Here is a 17697-nt window from a genome sequence, read left to right on the forward strand (position 1 = left end):
GCCCTGGGCGAGCCAGTCGAACGGCGCCGCAACCAGGGATCCGGCTGCTTCCCCGGCCACATCGCAGACACCGGAGATGACGGGTACGTCGCATACATCGGCCATCGTCGTTGTCCTCTGCCTCTCGGGTGCCTCAGACCGACTGGCCGACGTTCCAGAAGAAGTTGACGAGCGCGACCGAGGCGCCGGTGATGATCGCCGCACCGACGCCGACAAGGACGCCCAGCTTCCCGCGACCGGCGAGGTGGGGGTTGGACGAGTTCGCGCCCAGCGCCCACACGATCGCGGAGATGATGAGCGCAAGCACCGCGAGGATGAGCCCCACGGTCATGGACGCTCCGACGATGCTGCGGAGCTGGCCGATACCGGGCAGGCCGTTGCCGTTAGGGCTGATGCTGATGTCCTGCGGGATCAGGGACACGATCGTCGTGAGCAGACCGGGCTTGATCACGATTCCTCCTGAGTGAGCGGCGGGGTTGCCTCGTCACACAGGTGCGCGCCTCGTTCCAGTCAGTCGCCGAGACCCACGGCAGGCGCTTGCGCGGCAGAGCGGGGCGGGGCTGGGAAGTGACTCGCCTTGGGACGCAGCGGCTTGGAGCCCTCGACGATCCGCTCTGGATCGACCGCGGTGTGGGAGAGGTCGTAACCACCCCACGGCGAGCGGCTAGGGACGTGTCGCGTGCCGAAAGGTCGCCGTTCGGTGATGATCGGAGCCCCGGGGACCTGCATCGACCTGGGGTAGTGCTCCTCGATCCACTTCCTCGCTGCCTTCGACAGCCCGACCTTGTCCAACATTCGCAGTCGCGCCGGGACGATCGGCAGCTCGCGCCAACCCGGGAGCGCGTGGTCGTGCCACATCTCGACCACGCCGTTCTCGCGGTCGGCGATGGCGTTCCACTCGCACGGTTCGCAGATGGCCTGGTACATGAGGTCACCGACGCACATGCAGCCCTCGTGCTTCTCGGCGTGCTTCCACGGCTCGCAGCGGAGGTCGGCCGTGTAGAGCACGAACCCGTGCCCGCCGACTTGTCTGCTCTCGGGGACGGCGATCGAGCGGCTCCACAGCCGGCTGCCGCTCTGGACCGGGTCGTGGGCGTGGAGGAACTGCCAGTGCTCGAACGCGGCGTCGAGGTCGCCGGGTGAGTAGTAGTCGGTTGTGAAGTGCAGGGGCGCGCCGCTCCATTCCGGCGTGGACTGGACACGCGCCTCGTGGAGCATCCCCTCGATGTCGAGGGCGAGTTGCTCCCCGCTCATAGCTTCGCCCCCACGTCGAGCAGCCAGTTGGCCCAGGCGAGCGCGCCACCCGTGAGGACTGCGCCGCCGAGCGCGACGAACAGCCCCGACTTGCCTTTGCTCGCTGTCTGCCAACTCCCGTTCGAGGAGCCGATCGCCCAGGTCGCCGCGCAGACGATGACCATGAGCACAGACACGATGAGGCCGTACGTCAGCAGCGCCCCGATGATCGCTCGGAGCTTGCTGGCACCGCCAACGGCTCCGAAGTCGGGACCGACAAGTGGAAGCAGAAAGGGCAGAGTCTTCACGTTTGGCAGGTGTTCTCTGCGGACCCACTTGCATCAGATGTAAGCGGGCAAAAGGCTAGTTCGCGGTGATCGTGAAGTGGAGGTGGTCGTAATGACCGCCAGTCACGGCGTTGGGGTCGTGCATGCCTCCTCCGCCGTACGGCCGCCATCCCTCGGCGCTCCGTGCAACCGACCTGATCCGGCCTTGCCAGATCAGGTATTCGACGCCGAGGGTCTTGGCGTTCGTCTTCAGCCAGTTCGTCACCTTCCAGCCGAGATCGAGCGCGGGACCCGTCGCAGCCGTGCCGATCGAATTGCCGAACGTGCCGTCGCAGGCGCGACCGAGGGGATGCTCGGACGTCGTGCCTGGGCGCTCAGCCCAGCAGGACCAGTGTGAGGTGGGGAAGCTCTTCTGCACCTGAGCGAGCACGCTCGCGGTGCGCTCGGTGATCTGTCCGCCCGTCGTCGGGTCATCGACGAGGTGGTTGGGGCTGTCGCCGGTGTACGCGGCGGCAGGTCCGCCGCGGTCGGTGCATCCCGCTGCGTCGGCACTCGCGCCGGCCTCGACGTTGACTGCGCCGTTTGCGGTCAGCCACGGCTCCGGGTCCACGGGCGAGGCGTGGGCGCCACCTGGGCGGACCTCGAAGTGGAGGTGCGGCCCGCTCGAGTAGCCGTCGGTGCCGACGTCCGCGATGTACTGCCCCGCACTGACCTGGTCGCCGGCCTTGACGAGGATGCCGTCGGCGTACATGTGCGCGTAGCCCGTGGCGACACGCTTCCCGCCGACCGTGTGCTCGATCAGGATGAGGTGCCCGAAGCCCGAGGCGGGGCCGGCGAACGCCACGCGGCCGTCGGCAGCGGTGAGGATGTGCGTGCCGCTCGGAGCCGCAAGGTCGACGCCGGTGTGCAGCTTGTACTCACCGGTGATCGGGTGTACCCGCATCCCGAAGCCGCTCGTTCGCACCCACGACCCCGCGGGGAGGGGGAAGGCGACGTGGGATGTCTCCGGAACCGATGGGGCGGCTGTGGTCGAGGTCGCCGTCGAGGCGGCCGGGAGGCACTGGGCCTGCGCCGCCGGGCTGAGGAGCGCGCCGAGGCCGAGCAGGGCACTGGCGGGCGCCAGGAGGACTGCGACCACTCCGGCGACAGCGACCTTGGCCATCGTTCAGTCCAGGGGCTTGTCGAGCATCGACAGACGCAGCAGATGGCACTCGGGGAACGACGGCCCACACACGATGAAGACGGTGAAGGCCACGTCGTGCTCGGATGCCACGGGCTCGCCCTCCCAGACGCCGGTGCGGTGCCGGATGCCGCGGATGGTGAGGCCGGTCGTTCCAGGCAACAACTGGTCGCCTGCCTGCGCTTCGGCTTCGGCCCAATGGCTCGGCGTAGAGACCGAGTCGATGGCGATCCACTGACGTGTCTCGTACTTGGCGAGCTCGGTCCAGGCGTCCGGCGTAGGCAGGTAGTTGTCGAGGTCAGAGACGAGACCGGGAGTGGCCTCACCAGTGGGGTCTGCCACGGCTATGAGTTGCTCGACGTGGTCGGCGCGGCTGGTGAGCATGGCGGTGTCCCACTCAAAGAGCGCCCCCGTGACCTGCCGCGCGAACGCGTCTGGGTCACCGGTCGGCCGGAGAGCAGTGAGCTCGGCGACAACCGGCGCGGTCTCGACCGGGGAACCCGGACCAGCGGCCGGCTTGTCGGCGGTCGAACTAGAGCTCGACGGGTGTAAGCGGTGGACGAGGACGGCGTAGCTGAGGAACGCGATCACCAGCAGCGCACCCGCGCCTGCGAGCACGACGAGTCGGCGGCGGCGGAGGTCATCGGGGTTCGTCGTGGAGAGCATCGGCGTGGCCTTTGAGTCGTGGGGTCACGACTGAGGTGCGCGGCTATTCCGCGCGAGGGTGACGGTCTCGGCGAACGTGTTGGTCTCGTCGAGGACACGCAAGAACAGCGCCCAGTCATCGGGCTTCATCTCACGGGCGATCTGCTCGGCGTCGTACTTGCGTGACCATCCGTCGAGTTCGGCCCACTTCAGCGCGAACGACCGGGTCGAACGTTTGATGTTCGCTGCGGCGGCTTCGCGCTTGGCGCGGTTCTCCTTGATTCGGCGAGCGCGATCGGCCTTGGCGTTGGCCAGGACTTCATCGGCAATCCTGTCCATCTCTGATTTGTCGTCGGGCTTCATCAGCTCGGCGACGCGCTGAGCGGCTTTCACCCGCTGGTAGCTCGGGTCGACGGCGCCGCCGTTGCGGATGGACTCGAGTTCGTCCTCGGCGACCTTGCGCAGGTCGTCGGACAGCGCCCGGTTGGCTGCGACTCGCTCCATCTCCAGGATCTGCTCCAGACGGTTGTGTGAAGCCTTCTGGGTGACGAGCAGCGCGGCCTGCCGTGATGCCCGACCCGGTGCGGTCTCCGGCTGTCCCGAATCGGGACAGCCGTCGTGACCTGCGGTTTCGCCGTTCCCGGCCTTATACTGGGTGGCCCTCATTCGTCGCGCTGCGTCCTCTTGGAGGAGGGTCTTCATCTCATCGAAGAGGTGGGCTGCTTCGACGGCAGACAGGGGCTTGTGGGTGACGTTCTCGTCGCGCTCGGCGAGGAGTCGGGTCAACTCGTCGCTGATCCCGGACCTCACCCACACCCGAAGGATCTCCCACCCCAGCTTCTTGGCGGCCTCCAGCCGACGGAAGCCGCAGATGAGGTAGCCATCCGGTGTGATGGTGACGGGCTGGAGCAGTCCAACCCGCTTGAGCGACTCCATCAGCGGCGTCAGGTCACCGGGGTCGCAGCGATGACGTTCGCCAACGACGATCGAGTCGACCCTGCGCTCCAGCTCGATGTGTCCGCGATCAGACATGGCTCTCACCCCTCGTCGTGATCGCGGGCGCGACTGACTCGATCGCGTCGGCCAGCTCCGTGTCCTGGAACAGGTCGTTGAGATGCTCCCCGCTCACCAGCCGCTGGAGAATCCCGTGCCCCTTGGTGGTCCCGGCGAAGTCGTGGTGCTGGTTTCCGAGCACAGCGGCCAGCACCGTCAGCCACGCCTCGTAGTCGATGTCGAGGGCCCCGGGACCCGTCCCATCGCGCCGCAGCGACATATAGGCGGCAGGACGTTCCTTGCACCGGATCAGTCGGGCGGCGATGATCTCCAGCCCGAGGCGGGCGGTGCGCTCCAGCCATCCCAGCTCGACGAAGAACCTCACCGCGATGTCGAGGGCGAAGTAGGCGTTGGTGGGATCGCCGTCGGGGTTCGCGTGCTTCGGTTCGTCGATCTCGTCCACGTTGTCGACGAAGTGGAAGGCCGGGTGGTAGTCCGCTATCTCCGACTCGCGGTCGCTGAACCTCTCGGCATCGTGGTACTCGGTTCCAGCGCTTCGGCGGGCCTGGCCCGTCGAACAGAGCAGGCCCTCTGCCCGCGACTCGTAGATCAGGCTGAGTTCGACCGCGTGGGTGGTGACGGCCCACGGGTCCTCGGCGAGGCGGGTCGAGCGCATCCGCATCACCTCGAACGCGGCGGCGGCCGCGTCGCTGGGCTCCAGGCCGTACTTGCGCGCGAGACCGCCGTACTTCTCCATCGCGTAGGTCATCAACTCAGTAGCGCGCGGGTCGTCATGCCAGCCGTGGGGGACGGCGTAGGTAAGTTCGAAGAGGAGCATCCGCAAGCCCTCGCTCGTCTTGAACCCTGGCGCGCTCACAGCCCGAGTCCTTCCCGGGTCGTGACTGGGGGGATCGGCGGCTCCGGCTGTGCGATCGAGCGTCGGGTCACGCGGCGGGCGGCTTTCGACGCAGCAGCACCGGGTGTCCGTCGAGCGCGGCGGGCCAGCTCCGTCTGGAGGTCGATCCCACGCCCCACGAACTTCGAGCCCACAAGCGTCGGCATCTCGCTCGGGCGGACCCAAGCCACGCTGGGCCGTGAGCGGCCGGACTCCTGCTTGACCTCGGCCACCGCCGGGACCGAGGGGTCGCGGTGCACCGCGAGTGCGTCAACCGACTTCTCGTCCTGGGGCGTTGGCTCGGGCTCCGGGATGGCGCGGTCGAGGCGGCGCTCGTATGGCTCGGGCGTGTTCACAGTCCCACCGCCTCAACCGCGTTCGTAGGGCGCGGCGGTGAGGCCGACCCCAGTCTCGAAGCGATCCGGTACGCGGACCGGATAGTCGCCATCGCCTCACGCTCGGGCAGCCCCGCGGCGTACGCCGCCTCACCGAGCAGCGAGGTGGTGGTGCTCAGGTCGTGTCCTTCCTCTGCCATCCGGCACGCCGCCCAGAACAGGCCGCCGTTGCGCCCACCCTCCGGCCGCGATGCCACCCAGCCGGCGAGCTTGTCGGGCCGGGAGCCGATGGCTGGCAGATCCGTGGGCGGACGCATCGGGCGGGGCGGGTCGAGGAGGGCGCGCAGACCGCTCGCGTCGACCGGCCCGGGCTGGTGGTGTTCGGCGACCGCGATCTGTCGGTAGCTCCTCGTGGCGCCGTCATCGCAGGTGACGCGGGACGGCGGAGCAACGATGTAGCCGCCGTCACCGCGGAAGTCGATGTGCTTGCCCGGGATCTGCCAGGAGCGCTGTTCCCGCTCGTCGGTTCGCAGGAAGTACGCGTGCATGCCACCGGAAGGGGTGCGGACCAGCCACGCCCAGCCCTCGGCGAAGCCGGCCCGGTGTGCCTGCTCGAAGGCGGCGTACCCGGAGCCGGAGTCGTGGACGTCTACGTCGACCACGTCGACTCCGCCGGCCGTCCCCGTGGGGATGCCGACGTTGGCCTCGGGCCACCGCCGCCACCAGGAGTGGACGACGTCGCTATCGGCGGTGGCGTCTTGGAAACCGCGGGCCGTCAGCGGACGCTTGCCGCCGGGGACGCAGGGGAACACCGGGATGCTCTGGAAGGCCAGGTGCTCGGCCGCCGTCGCGCTATCCGGTGCGTTGGCTAGGTCGTGGAGGAGCTGCGGACTCCACCGGCCCGTCGTAACTCGCTGCTGGTGCAATTGGTTCATGGGCTCGACTGTCCTCAGCCTGCGCAGGACAAATCGCCCCTCCTGGATGCGCCCCTCCTCGGGAGGGCGATGGAGGGGCGGGGGGCGTCAAAGCGTGTTTCCGCTGCTCAGAGGGGTGTCTTGCCTTCGCCCCTCCACGAGTTGAAGAAACATCGGTGAAAGGGGTCGCGTGCTGCTCGACTCAGGCTGTGGGGCGTCGTCTTGCGTTGCCCCAGCGTTGCCGTCCGACCACGTCGCCGGTCCTTTCGGGCAGGTCGATGGGTGGCAGATGGTCGTCAGTCCGGTTAAAGACATCGTCGGCCAGCATCCGTTCGGCGGCTTCCTCGTGCCCTTCGGCAGCAGCGACCTTCACCAGGTCGAGGCGGCAGATGTCGTCGTACGGCGCGGCCTTGCAGGCGGTCTCGGCCACGTCACGGGCCTTCGACAGGTCGCCGTTGGCGAGTGCGTCGATGACGAGGATGTGCGCGGTGTCGACGATCGCGCAGCCGATGGTCTCGTGGAGTCGCTCCCCGTCGAGCAGCCAACTCCAGCCCTTCTCTCGCAGCAGGCTGAACGGGATTCCTTCAACGAGCGACATGGCCGTTCTTAGATCCTCGATGCCGTCCGCACCGCGTGCCTCGCCCCGGGCTCGCAGACGGCGAAACAGGTCGACGTCGACAAGGACGTCCTGGAGTTGGTAGGTCTTCAAGCCCGTCTCTCGATAGGTCCGGGACTCGCTCGCAGCCGGCAGGTGCGGACTACCCGTTCGGGCGTCGGTGCCGAGCCAGTCGCGAAGGACGCTGAGCTGTGTGCGGGCGCGGGATGGGGAGACGGCGAACGCGTCAGCGACGGCGCTGCCTGTCGCGCCCTCGGGGTGGAGGGCGAGGAACGCGAACAGTTCGACGAAGTACGGCTTGCGCTTGGTGATCACCGGTGCGACCTCGCCGTAGGCCCGGGCGTTCACCGGCCCGAGCAAGGTCAATCGAGGCCGTTCGCTCTCGGAGTCGAACCAGTCCGCGACATCCTCGTCGAGGGTCGGATCGGCCTCCTCAACGGTCCGACGAAACTGTTCGGGCACGACCGGGGCGAGTGTCTCGACATCTTCAGGCGTCGTCGCGGCGATCTCGGGATACTCATCGGCGGCTGCGGGCAGTAGGGAGTCCTCTCCGGCGGGTCCTTCCTCGCGCACGTCCGTCAGCTCCTCGCGCAGTGCTCCTGCATGATCGGCCAGCGACCGCCAGCCGTCCGCTGCCTGGTCGAAGGTGGGGATCGGCACTGGCTCGCTCTCGCGAGTGAGGTCGACGATCGCTGCGCAAGTGGCAGCTTCCTCGCGGGTCAGCCCGGCAGCGCGGAGGTCGAGTCCGAGGGGGGGCGCCTGGAGCTGTCCCGTGCAGTCGACTTCGATGCTGGTTGCTTCGGGGAGGGGCGCGCCGAGTGAGACGAGGGCGACGCCGAGTCGCGGGGAGGGCGCTGACAAGAGAGAGGCGAGTTCAGCCGTGCCCGCGTCGGTGCTGATGCCCGTGGTGATGATGGCGCGGTAGGGCTCGGGGTCGCCCGAGCCAGCGTCGCGGGCCGCGGTGAGGCTGCGGGTGATCGAGGCAATGGTCTGCTCGCCGTGTGCGTGGTGTCGCAACCGCATCGGATCGAGTGTGGCCAGCTCCTCCCCGAGACCGATCAGGTCGACCTGGACCAGCACGGACCAGGGGTTGAGTGCCAGTTCGGCGGCGATGTGCCTGGCCAGAGCCTCTGTTGCAGCCGGGTCGCCGGCCAGTGACACGACGCCGAGGTGCTCCAGGTTCACCAGGTGCAGGCCCCCGGTGGCGTCCTGGCCGACCGTCACGAGTTGCGGGTACGGCGGGATCACCTCTCGATCCGGCAGGGTTTCCCCGAGATGAGTGGTCCATTCTCGGCCGCCGCCCTTCCACGGGTCGGGCAGGTCGTCGTCGTGGGCGAGGTGCAGGGTCGCCGATCCGCGCGCCAACGTCACGGTGGCGAGTGAGGGCAGCGCCCTCCCTTCGTCTGCGCAGGTGGCGGCGAGGTGTCGCAGTGCCCGGTCGAGGCGACCGATCGTGGCCGTGAGGGGGGCGCCCGCGAGGAGTGCCGTCTTCTCGACGTGGCGCAGCTCTAGTGGTGGAGGGGCGATCGTCTGTCCTGGTCGGCGGTAGCGGAGTTGGGTGTTGCGGTGGGCGCGAACGGCCAGCAGGACGAGCCCGGCCAGGACGGCGCCCGCTCCGGTCAGGCCAGGCAGCAGCCAGCCGGGCGCGGACGAGTCGACCTCGTCGTCGGGGACGTCGGCGGTGCTGACCTCCGGCTCAGGCTCGGCGGTCGCCGCGGGTGTCGGCGCTGGGGTCGGCGTCTCGGCCGGTGGTTTGTGCGGGCGTGGTCGCTCGGACTCGGCCGGAGGCGTCTCGGGCGCCTCGGCTTTGTGGTTGGCGTGTGGGGGAATGCTGATCTCCCAGCCGGGGCGGATCAGGTCCGGGTCGGTCAGCGTGGCGCCGTCCGGCTGGACCGTGTCACGAGACGACTCGAAGAGCGCCGGATAGCGCATCGGGTCACCCAGCTTCGCCTCGGCGATGTCCGAGAGGGTGTCACCGGGGCGTACGACGTACTCCTCATCGGGGCGGTCCGGATCAACGCCGGTGGTCACGTCCGGCACCTTGAGCACCGAGCCGGGGACGATGAAGTCGGGGCGCCCGTTGAGTTCCTTCTGGTTGAGCTCGACGATCTCGGGAAAGCGGGCACCGTCGCCAAGGAGCTGGTCGGCGATTCTCCACAGGCTGTCGCCGCGCTTGACGGTGTAGTCCATGGTCGACGTCTCCGTCGTCGAATCAGCAGCGACGCTTGGGAGGGGCGCAGGCTCCGGTAGCGCGGGTGCGGCTTCGACCACCGCGAGTCGTGCTTCGGGTAGTGCGGGCGTGGTCGCTGCAGCGAAGGCTGGAGGCGTCGGGAAGGCCGCGACTGCTGTCGGAGCAGCGACAAAGAGGAGTGCAGCCACAGCGACGAGCTGGCCGACGGCTCGCTGAGGGGCGCCGAGGCCGGGGAGGGAGGGCGCTGGTAGACCGCGGAGCCTTGCCGCGACCTCGATGAGCACGGAGACGGCGACGAAGAACCAGGCGAGCCACGCGACGCCGGCGATGACGACCATGGCGAGGGTGCCGTCGTCGCGGCTCGACAGCAGTGCTGGGAAGTCGCCTGGGTCGGCCTTCCACGGCGCAGCGCCGATGGCTAGCAGGAGGAAGGGGACGCCGGCGACGAGGAGCAGGATCACGAGTGTCGCCGCGAGACCTTGGAGGCGTTGTCGAAGCGTGGGCTGGGTCATTGCTCGCTACCTCCGAGGCTGCGGACCAGGCGTGCTGAGGCTTTGCCCGTGACGGCCAGGTCGCCGAGCCCGATGAAGCTCAAGAACTTGGGCGTGTAGGTGTCCGTGACGTTCACCGTGATCGTGTCTCCGTCGCTGATGGTCACGTTGCCGGTGACACCGGAGGCGGCGAGGTAGTCCTCCGCTGCGTGGCGAGCGGCCACCGCGTCGACGGCGACGTAGTCACCCTCGATTGCTGGAGCGGCCTGCACCTGCTCGCCGCCGGTTCTTGCGGCTTGGGCCGCGATGTTGTGAGCGCGTTGCTTGGCGTGGACCTGTCCGCCGAGGTCGACTGCGAGGCCGACGAGCATCATCATCACGAAGCTCGACGTGACGAGCCAAACGCTGATGGAGCCGCGTTCGTCGCGAGATCGGACCATCATCCGCGCTCCCTCCAAGTGTCGAGTGGGCTGCTGATGGTCGCCTCGATGAGGCGGCTGCCTGGGATGCCCGGCACGGACAGGTCGGCGAGATCAAGACGACACTCGACGGTTGCGGCGACCGAGCCCGGCTCGCCGACTGGCTTGCCGAAGGCTGAGAGGTCGAGGAGGACGTTCACGCTCAGGCAGTGGATGTCTTGGTTGGACAGGCTCGCCTGCGCGGCCGCCTTAGCGTCGGTTCTTGCCTCCGAGATGGTCCGTGCGATCGAGGCGGACCGGGCGGCGTCGGCGGCCGCGGACTCGACCGCCGAATGGGTCATGGCGGTCCGTCCCCCGAAGATGATGAGACCGACGAAGAGCACGAAGGCAGGCAGTCCGACAGCGGCTTCAATCGCGGCCGAGCCTCGCTCGTCTCGCACGAGCATCCGAGAACTCACGGGGCCGTCACCCTCTCCACCGGCAGTGAAGCCGACTGCACGATCTCCGGGTGCCAGCCCGGGATAACGCTGAGACTGCGTCCGGTCACAGTGACGGTGACCCTGGTCGCGGTGCGGTTGGCGGTCGCGCTCGTGCCGGTGAGTACGTCGTCTCCGCCGGCATCGGCGATGAACGAGGAGGCGGCACTGACGCCGTCAGCTGCCTGGCCGTTCTCCCCACCGGCCGCCCTGGCGCCTTCCTGAGCAGCAGCGATGGCCACGGTGCGAGCGTGGTAGAACAGCGCGGCTTGCATCCCGAGGAACATCACCGCGAACAGGGCAGGCAGCAAGATGACCAGCTCGATGGAGACCGAGCCGCGTTCGTCCCGCCGGCTACTTGATGTTGCCGGCCTGCGAGGTGACATAGGCCTTGAGGACTGCAACGACGATGCCGACGATGGCGATGACCGCCACTGCCCAGAGAACATGCTCCGTGGTCACGGAGCCGCGCTCATCTCGCTCAGACGGCGCACGCCAGCGCGTATCGACTCCGAGGTAGAGCGGCAGCAGGAGTTCGAGCAGTCGATTCATCTTGGCTTTCCCTTCCTTTGATGGGTCCCTTCGTGGGCTGGTTGTCAGGTGTTGCTGAACATCCGCAGGAGAGACGGGGCAACGAGCAGCGCCATGAAGATGACGCCCAGCAGGGAGCCGGGGATGGTCATGCGTTCGCCGACCGCGTTGGCTTCGGCGATCTCGTCGTTGAGCATCGCGGTGCGCATTGCGGTCGAGCGGGCTCGTAGGTTCGTGTAGACCGACGCACCTTCCTCGCCGGAGAGCCGCATGATGTCGGCGAAGTCGTCGAGCTCAGGCAGCCCCAGCTCGTCGGCCAGGGCGTGCAGGGCATCCCAGGGTGGCTGTCCGGACCAGCGGGATCGGGTCAGCTCCTCCGACAGGCGGGTGAAGACCCAAGAGTCGCCGACCTCGGCCGCGGACTCCATCGCCTGCCGCACCCCCGAGCCGTTGTTGCGCTCCAGGGCCACGAGGTCGATGTACGACCCGAGTGCCCGGGCGAACTCGAGCCTGGCCTTCCGGGCGTCGTCAACGGCGTTGTAGTTGGGCAGGAAGAACATCACCACCGCCAGCGCGAGCGAGGCGAATGCCGGAATCCCGACGGGGAACCCAAGGCCGATCTGCTCGAAGAAGAAGGCGAGCAGTGCCGGGATCACCAAGCCCATGACAGCCATCACGATCTTGTCGCCGTAGAACCGCGCCAGCGGGATACGCAGCAGGGCCAGCTCACGGGTCGGGGTCCTGATCCAGACTGCGGGCGGGAGGGCCTTGATCGCCCACACGCCGATCCGCTCCTTCCCCTTCGCAGTGGTCACCGGGCCGAGCGCGTTCGCTCGCCCTCGGGTGGGTGTGAGCCGACTGAGCGCCTCGGCGAGATCCGGCTCGGCCGGCATCAGACGGGCGATGAGAAGCACGACACCGAGCCCGAGGAAGGCTCCGCCGAGGAGAGCGAACTGGAGTCCGGTGGTCATCCGACACCGCCCTGCCTCGATGAGGCGGTGACGGGTGACAGGAACCGGGGCATCGCCTGTCCAATGGCCATCCGCTTCATCCAGACGAGCGTGGCGACGTACGCCGCCAGCAGCGCCACAAGGACGACTTGGCCGAGCGGGCTCTGGTACGGCTCCACGTACGAGCCCGACAGGGCAAGGATTACCAGCACGCCGACGCTGATCAGGGTGACCCAACGGGCTGTTGCTCGTGGCTTTGCCCGGTCTGCTTCGACCTGGCGTCGAGCGCGTACGTCGGCCGCCACCGACTCGGCGAGGCCTTCGAGGACGCTCGCCAGCCCTGCGCCCCTCCTGCGCGCTCCGAGGATGAGGTTGGCCGCCACGAGGTCACCGGTGGCGTCGTCCAGCTCGTCGGCGAAGGCCCGCAATGCATCCTCGGTGACCCACCGGGCGCGGAGCCGAGCGACAAGCCTGGTGACCTCGGGCGCGATGGCAGCAGGAGTCGAGCGGAGAGTGGCAACGAGTGCCTGCTCCAGACCGACGCCGACGGTCAGGACGCCCGCGAGGGAACGAGTCCATTCCTCCATCGCTTCCAAACGCTTGATCCGCGCGGTCGCCGAGGACGAGGACAACAGCGCCGGCAGCCCGACAAACGCCACCGGCACGGCGATCAGGGCGAGCATCCAGCCGGTCACGAGGAACGCGACGACTCCGGCAGCGGCGCCAGAGAGCAGGAGGATGCGGGTCTGCAGCGACAGCTCAATGGTCCGTCGGGCTCGGGAGGGGCGATCGATGACCGGGGCGGGGCGCAGCCCTACGAAGAGGGCGATCAGGCCACCGACGAGCAGTGCTCCGGCGAGGGCGGGGACGAGGACGATCACGAACGCCCCTCCTGCTGGGCCAGAAAGCCGGCGAGGTCGAAGCCGTACGTCGCGAGCGAGCGGTACTCGTCAGGCAACACCGAGGGGACGGCGGTGCCGTCGACATCGGGGGCGAAGACATGCGTGGTGGCGTACCCGGTCTCGCGTTCGCCGGGGGCGAGGGCGATGATCTCAGCCACTCGGCGTCGACGCGTCGAGCGACCGCTCTCGGTCACCGTCCGGAGATCGAGGTGGACGATCACGTCGATGGTCGAGGCCAGCTTGCTGGTCGCGAGCGCTTGCGTGACGTGCGGTCCGGCTTCCATCGCGCAGGTGACAAGCTTGCGGATCGCCGCGACCGCGTCGGAGGCGTGTGTGGTGGAGATGGACCCGGTGCCGGACTCCATCGCCTTGATCATCGCCCAGATCTCTTTGCCTCGGACCTCGCCGACGATCTGGCGTGAGAGGTTGAACCGGAATGAGTCCACCAATGCTTCGTCAAGGGTGAATTCACCGGCCGATCGCCCGTCAGGGCCGCGTTCGCCGGAGCCGGGCCGGGCCTCCCAAGGGTGGACGATCCGATGGCGGTCGCGCAGCTCATGCAGGTGCAGCTCGTATTCAGTCTCGAACGTGCCAATCGCCTCCAGCGGGTCGATCTCGGCACACAGAGCCCGGACCAGCGTCGTCTTGCCCGCCCCCTGCGATCCGGAGACGACGATGCTCCTGCGTGCTCTCACCGCCGCCCTCAGGAACGACGCAGCGACGGGAGTGAGCATCTGCCGGGCGACGAGGTCTTTGAGGGTGACCTCCATGAGCCGGTGACGCCGAATGACCACGGATGGGCGAGGTGTCACCCAGGCGGCAGCGGCGAGACGGGAGCCGCCATCGAGGCGCAGATGCAGGCGGGGTTGCGCTTCGGAGAAGCCGCGGGCATTGACCTCACTACGCGAGGCCAGAAAGACCAGGAAGTCGATCAGTTCCTCGTCCGAATCCGCCACGGGTGGGCCATCGACGAGCGACCCGTCGATGAGGTCGAGCAGCACGTTGTCGTAGCCGGTGATGATGATGTTCTCCACGCGATCGTCGTCGACGAGCGGCTGGAGCCGGCCGAGCCGGAATAGTGAGTCGAAGACCGCCCGCGCCAGGGCGTCCTGCTCGCTGACCGGCAGCGTCGTCGACCCGGCGTTCACGCGGTCGGAAACGGTCGACTCGATCAGGTCGAGCACGATCGTCCGCCCCAGTTCCTCCTGTGCGATCTTGTCGAGACGACTGCGGTCGGCGGCAACCGCCTGGCTGAGCTGCTCGGAGGCTTGAGCGCGCAGGGCAGAGACCAACGACCAGTCGACGTTCCGCCCGATGGGCGCGCTGCTCACAGTGGGCAGGTGTGCCACCGCTCCCGTCGGACGGCCGGCGCCCACCCGCTCGGTCAAGGGTGGGAGCTGCTGGGCGAACAGCGGCAGCCCGTGCAGGGATGTCTGAGCATCCTCCGAGTGTTCCGTCGTCATGACCGTGCTCCTTCGAGCAGTTGGGTGCGACGGTGGGTGATCGTAGAGTGGACCGTGGCGATCGCTGCATGAAGCGCTCGGGCCAGCGGCCCGGTCTCGAAGCGTTTGGGTGGTGGGGCACCGCGGGAGAACACCGCTGCTGCGTCGGGATCATCGGGAAGTGACGCCAGCACCGGCAGGTTGACCACCGACGCGACCTCTCGGGCGCCGTACGGTTGGCCCTCGGCGACGAGGAACACTCCGGATTGGTGCCAGTCGAGAGATGGGCGCCGGAGCGCGTCGGCCCAGGACCGTAGAGCCGACAGTGCGGGCAGTGTGGTCCGGCTGACGAGCAGTGCCAGATCGGCGGCATCCAGCAGCGGCTCGGGAGATCCGTTGAGACCGAGTCGGCCGGCGTCGACGACGACGTCCTGTCCCGTGGCTTCCAAGTCGCCGAGTGTCTCGGCCAACGGGGCCCATAGGTCTCGTAGCGCACTGGCCTGTGTATGCGAGCGAGTCCCGGCCACGAACGAGACGTGGGTCCCCTCGATGGGACGGGCGACATCGGCCAGAGCATCACTGAGGTTGCTCGCGGTCAGCGCCAGCTCGATGAGCCCCGAGTCGTACTCTCGCGTGCCGCGGAAGTAGCCGGCTAGTAGACCTGAACCGCCGGTCGGATCGGCCTCGACGAGCATGACCGGGCGCGGCCACAGTAACGCCAACCCCAGAGCCGTGGTGGTGACTCCGGGCGACCCGGAAGCGGAGACGAGCGCGACGATCGCCATCAGCGCTCCCGCGAGTCCAGGACGAGAGCGATGCGGCCGGTCGCGATGCGCGTCGCCAGCACGCCGGCATCCGCCTCGGGGACGAGCAGGTCGACCACGGTCTGCCCGGTCTCGTCGGAGACGTGGACACCGACCACGGTGGCGTCGTTGACGAGTGGTGCGCCAGCGGGCAGCTCTTCGTCCTGAGCCGGAGTCACGACGACCCGGACTGTGTCGCCGTATCGGAGGTCGAGGCCAGGTGCTTGTGCCGGGGTCAGAGCCACCCCGACCACCGAGTGTCCGTCGCCGGGAACGACCTCGTTGGTGAACGAGGCAGGCGTGAGCATCCCGCCCTCGGCGATGTCCAGCGCCGCTCGCTGCCCGACGATCTGGTCGAGCTCGGACGCGGACACAGGGTTGAGTGCAGGGTCCGTGCTGAGCCGCACACGGGCGAGATCGTCGGCCTCGATAACGGCGCCACGCTCGATGTTCTGCCGGGCGACGAGGACCTCTTGGGTATTCGTTGTCGCTGTCCAGGCCCAGGCGGCGAGGAGCGCACCGAGGCAGATCGCCCCGATCGCCGCAGCGACCAACGCGGGTCGTCGTCGCAGCTTCGGTGGCGGCACAAGCTGCCTAGCGGCGGGACCCGTCTCGCGGTCGACGGTCCTGTCGTCTCGGGTGGCTGTTCTGCTCATCCTCATCGCCTCTCCGTTGCCCGCTACTGCACGAGCACCTGCGCTTCGCCGACAGCGATCGCGACCGATCGAGTCAGGCCGTTCAGCCGGATGGTCCCGGTCTGCCCAGCCCCGTCCCAGGTGATGACCCAGTCCGAGCTCGCGGTCACCGTGTACTTCCCGCCCGACTTAGTGGAGCTGGACTTCGCATAGACGTGCCCGCAGTCGGGTGACTGCTGCTTGCCGTAGGACGCCTTGTAGGGCGTGCCGGTCGTCGTGCAGATGATCTGGGTGCCGTCTCCCATGTCCCAAGTGATCCTGTGAACCCGCGCCGTCGCCGTGACCGTGACGCCACCCGCGGACGCCGACTCGGTAATCGGTCCGACCGTGTGACTGTCGGGGTTGGCAGCCCACATCCACACCGGCATGCCGACGATCCCGATGCTGTCCTCTCCAGGCTCAGGTGCGATGCCGATGTCGATCGCACGGAGTGCCATCTGCTCGATGGCGATCTGCGCGACCTCGCGCGGCGTCGGCCCTGCCCCGGAGTTCGGTGGCGGGTCGGCGGACCAGATCCAGATGAGGAGGTCAGTCTGTGGCTGATAGCAGGTGTAGACCGCGCCGTCACCCGGCTCGTGACCCTGCCAGTTGGGGTCGCCCGCCGGCGGCTGCGGATCGAGCAGCGAGATGTAGCAGTTGTAGCCGTTGGACCAGTAGCCGTTCTCGCTGGAACAGGGGACCGGTCCGGGCGGGGGCTTGGTGATGCCCTGATCGGTCCCATCCCAAGCGCACGCCGCGCCGGTGCCGGTGTCCGTTGGCCCGTCGTCGCCAGGATCGCCCGGATTACCGGGAGTGCCCGGCACCTCGACGTAGATCAGGCAGACACCAGTCTCGGGGTCCGTGACCTGGCAGACCGGGTCTGCGTAGGACGGGCCGGGGGCAAGAGTGAGTAGACCCGCGGCTGCGAGCGAGGTGGCGACGACACGAGCTACGAGGCTTCGCATGGCGTGCGCTCGATGTCCTTGCTGGAGGCGACTCGCCATCCCGCGTCGGGATCGGTCTCCCACTCGTAGTTCGACACAAGGAACTGAATCCACCCGGTGTCGGGTCGATCGAGGCTGATGACCGACTTCTCGTCGGCGTCGACGACATCGACCTTGCTGACGTCGAAGCAGAGGTCGATCTGGACCGTGGGGACCTTCCCGGCCTTGGGGTCGGAGTTGTCGAGGTTCACCGACTGGACCTCAAGCTCGGCAACCTTCGTTGCGCCGACTTGGTGGAGCCCCTGCTTCCGTTCCTTCTTGAACAGGTTCTTCTGCGCGGCGAGCTCGGTACTGATCGCGACCTGGTCGAGGAGACTCAGCGGCCTGCTTGGGTTCTGACGAAGTTGGTTGCGGACGTCGTAGTACTTCCGCAACGTGGCAGACGCCGCCTCGGACGCCAGTTCGGTGTCAGACGGCGGCGTGGCGGTCGCTGTGGGGGTCGGGGTCGACGAACTCGGGGTGGGACTCGCGTTCGCCGCGGGATCTTGCCCGTCGTTGGCACAGGACGTCATGGCGACCAGTAGCAGCGCCGCGGCCGCGATTGCCCTTGCTCCTCGTGATGTCGTCATACCCGAGCTCCTGACTTCCCTCGCGAGGACGACTCGAGAAGGAAGAAGCCACCGTCCTGCCGCCCGTTCGGCAGTGCGCAGCCACGCCCTATTGAGTCACTCCTTGGCCCTCGAATGCAACCGTCCTGCACCTGTCGCTCCTGTCCT

Annotated in this window: 20 protein-coding genes; all 20 read right to left on the reverse strand. The window is 68.1% G+C overall.

From position 1 onward, the window contains the following. Positions 1-133: 133 nt before the first annotated feature. Entirely contained in the window at positions 134-448 is a 315-nt protein-coding gene (locus G7072_RS02145) for a DUF6112 family protein (protein WP_240917245.1), read from the reverse strand. Positions 449-510: 62 nt separating this feature from the next. After that, entirely contained in the window at positions 511-1254 is a 744-nt protein-coding gene (locus G7072_RS02150; protein ID WP_166084012.1) for a DUF6349 family protein, read from the reverse strand. Further along, positions 1251-1541: a DUF6112 family protein gene (locus G7072_RS02155; protein WP_240917102.1), complete on the reverse strand. Its 291-nt coding sequence runs from the start codon at positions 1539-1541 to the stop codon at positions 1251-1253. Before G7072_RS02155 ends, G7072_RS02150 begins: the two co-directional genes overlap by 4 nt. Positions 1542-1596: 55 nt before the next feature. Continuing rightward, positions 1597-2682 carry a M23 family metallopeptidase gene (locus G7072_RS02160; protein WP_166084013.1) on the reverse strand — a complete coding sequence of 362 codons (1086 nt, stop codon included), beginning with the start codon at positions 2680-2682 and terminating at the stop codon, positions 1597-1599. A 3-nt stretch (positions 2683-2685) separates the two neighbouring features. Beyond that, a complete protein-coding gene (locus tag G7072_RS02165; protein WP_206063246.1) occupies positions 2686-3366 on the reverse strand; it encodes a hypothetical protein in 681 nt (226 codons plus the stop codon). A 24-nt stretch (positions 3367-3390) separates the two neighbouring features. Then, on the reverse strand, positions 3391-4377 hold the full coding sequence (locus tag G7072_RS02170; protein ID WP_166084014.1) for a ParB N-terminal domain-containing protein: 987 nt from the start codon (positions 4375-4377) through the stop codon (positions 3391-3393). Continuing rightward, positions 4370-5176 (reverse strand): serine/arginine repetitive matrix protein 2, encoded by an 807-nt coding sequence (locus G7072_RS02175; protein WP_166084015.1) that lies wholly within the window; start codon positions 5174-5176, stop codon positions 4370-4372. The genes G7072_RS02170 and G7072_RS02175 overlap by 8 nt, the downstream gene beginning before the upstream one ends. Before the next feature lie 409 nt (positions 5177-5585). Further along, on the reverse strand, positions 5586-6503 hold the full coding sequence (locus G7072_RS02180; RefSeq protein WP_166084016.1) for a bifunctional DNA primase/polymerase: 918 nt from the start codon (positions 6501-6503) through the stop codon (positions 5586-5588). Between the two features lie 181 nt (positions 6504-6684). Next, a complete protein-coding gene (locus G7072_RS02185; RefSeq protein ID WP_166084017.1) occupies positions 6685-9801 on the reverse strand; it encodes a LysM peptidoglycan-binding domain-containing protein in 3117 nt (1038 codons plus the stop codon). Beyond that, the gene (locus G7072_RS02190; RefSeq protein ID WP_240917103.1) at positions 9798-10223 is read right to left on the reverse strand and encodes a pilus assembly protein TadG-related protein; all 426 of its coding nucleotides are present in this window, start codon (positions 10221-10223) and stop codon (positions 9798-9800) included. Before G7072_RS02190 ends, G7072_RS02185 begins: the two co-directional genes overlap by 4 nt. Further along, positions 10220-10645: a TadE family protein gene (locus G7072_RS02195; RefSeq protein WP_166084018.1), complete on the reverse strand. Its 426-nt coding sequence runs from the start codon at positions 10643-10645 to the stop codon at positions 10220-10222. Before G7072_RS02195 ends, G7072_RS02190 begins: the two co-directional genes overlap by 4 nt. Positions 10646-10653: 8 nt before the next feature. Continuing rightward, positions 10654-11061, reverse strand: a complete 408-nt coding sequence (locus tag G7072_RS02200) for a TadE family protein (protein ID WP_166084019.1) — start codon at positions 11059-11061, stop codon at positions 10654-10656. After that, positions 11030-11227, reverse strand: coding sequence for a hypothetical protein (locus G7072_RS02205; protein ID WP_166084020.1), 198 nt, complete (start codon positions 11225-11227; stop codon positions 11030-11032). The genes G7072_RS02200 and G7072_RS02205 overlap by 32 nt, the downstream gene beginning before the upstream one ends. A gap of 44 nt (positions 11228-11271) precedes the next feature. Further along, positions 11272-12177, reverse strand: a complete 906-nt coding sequence (locus G7072_RS02210; RefSeq protein ID WP_166084021.1) for a type II secretion system F family protein — start codon at positions 12175-12177, stop codon at positions 11272-11274. After that, entirely contained in the window at positions 12174-13037 is an 864-nt protein-coding gene (locus G7072_RS02215; RefSeq protein WP_166084022.1) for a type II secretion system F family protein, read from the reverse strand. The genes G7072_RS02210 and G7072_RS02215 overlap by 4 nt, the downstream gene beginning before the upstream one ends. Next, entirely contained in the window at positions 13034-14521 is a 1488-nt protein-coding gene (locus G7072_RS02220) for an ATPase, T2SS/T4P/T4SS family (RefSeq protein ID WP_166084023.1), read from the reverse strand. Before G7072_RS02220 ends, G7072_RS02215 begins: the two co-directional genes overlap by 4 nt. After that, positions 14518-15285, reverse strand: coding sequence for a hypothetical protein (locus tag G7072_RS02225; protein ID WP_166084024.1), 768 nt, complete (start codon positions 15283-15285; stop codon positions 14518-14520). Before G7072_RS02225 ends, G7072_RS02220 begins: the two co-directional genes overlap by 4 nt. After that, positions 15285-15959, reverse strand: a complete 675-nt coding sequence (locus tag G7072_RS02230) for an SAF domain-containing protein (protein WP_166084025.1) — start codon at positions 15957-15959, stop codon at positions 15285-15287. Before G7072_RS02230 ends, G7072_RS02225 begins: the two co-directional genes overlap by 1 nt. 23 nt (positions 15960-15982) lie before the next feature. After that, positions 15983-16942, reverse strand: coding sequence for a hypothetical protein (locus tag G7072_RS02235; protein WP_166084026.1), 960 nt, complete (start codon positions 16940-16942; stop codon positions 15983-15985). Beyond that, a complete protein-coding gene (locus G7072_RS02240; RefSeq protein ID WP_166084027.1) occupies positions 16927-17550 on the reverse strand; it encodes a hypothetical protein in 624 nt (207 codons plus the stop codon). Before G7072_RS02240 ends, G7072_RS02235 begins: the two co-directional genes overlap by 16 nt. Positions 17551-17697: the final 147 nt, after the last annotated feature.

Source organism: Nocardioides sp. HDW12B, from assembly GCF_011299595.1.
Taxonomy (GTDB): Bacteria; Actinomycetota; Actinomycetes; order Propionibacteriales; family Nocardioidaceae; genus Marmoricola_A.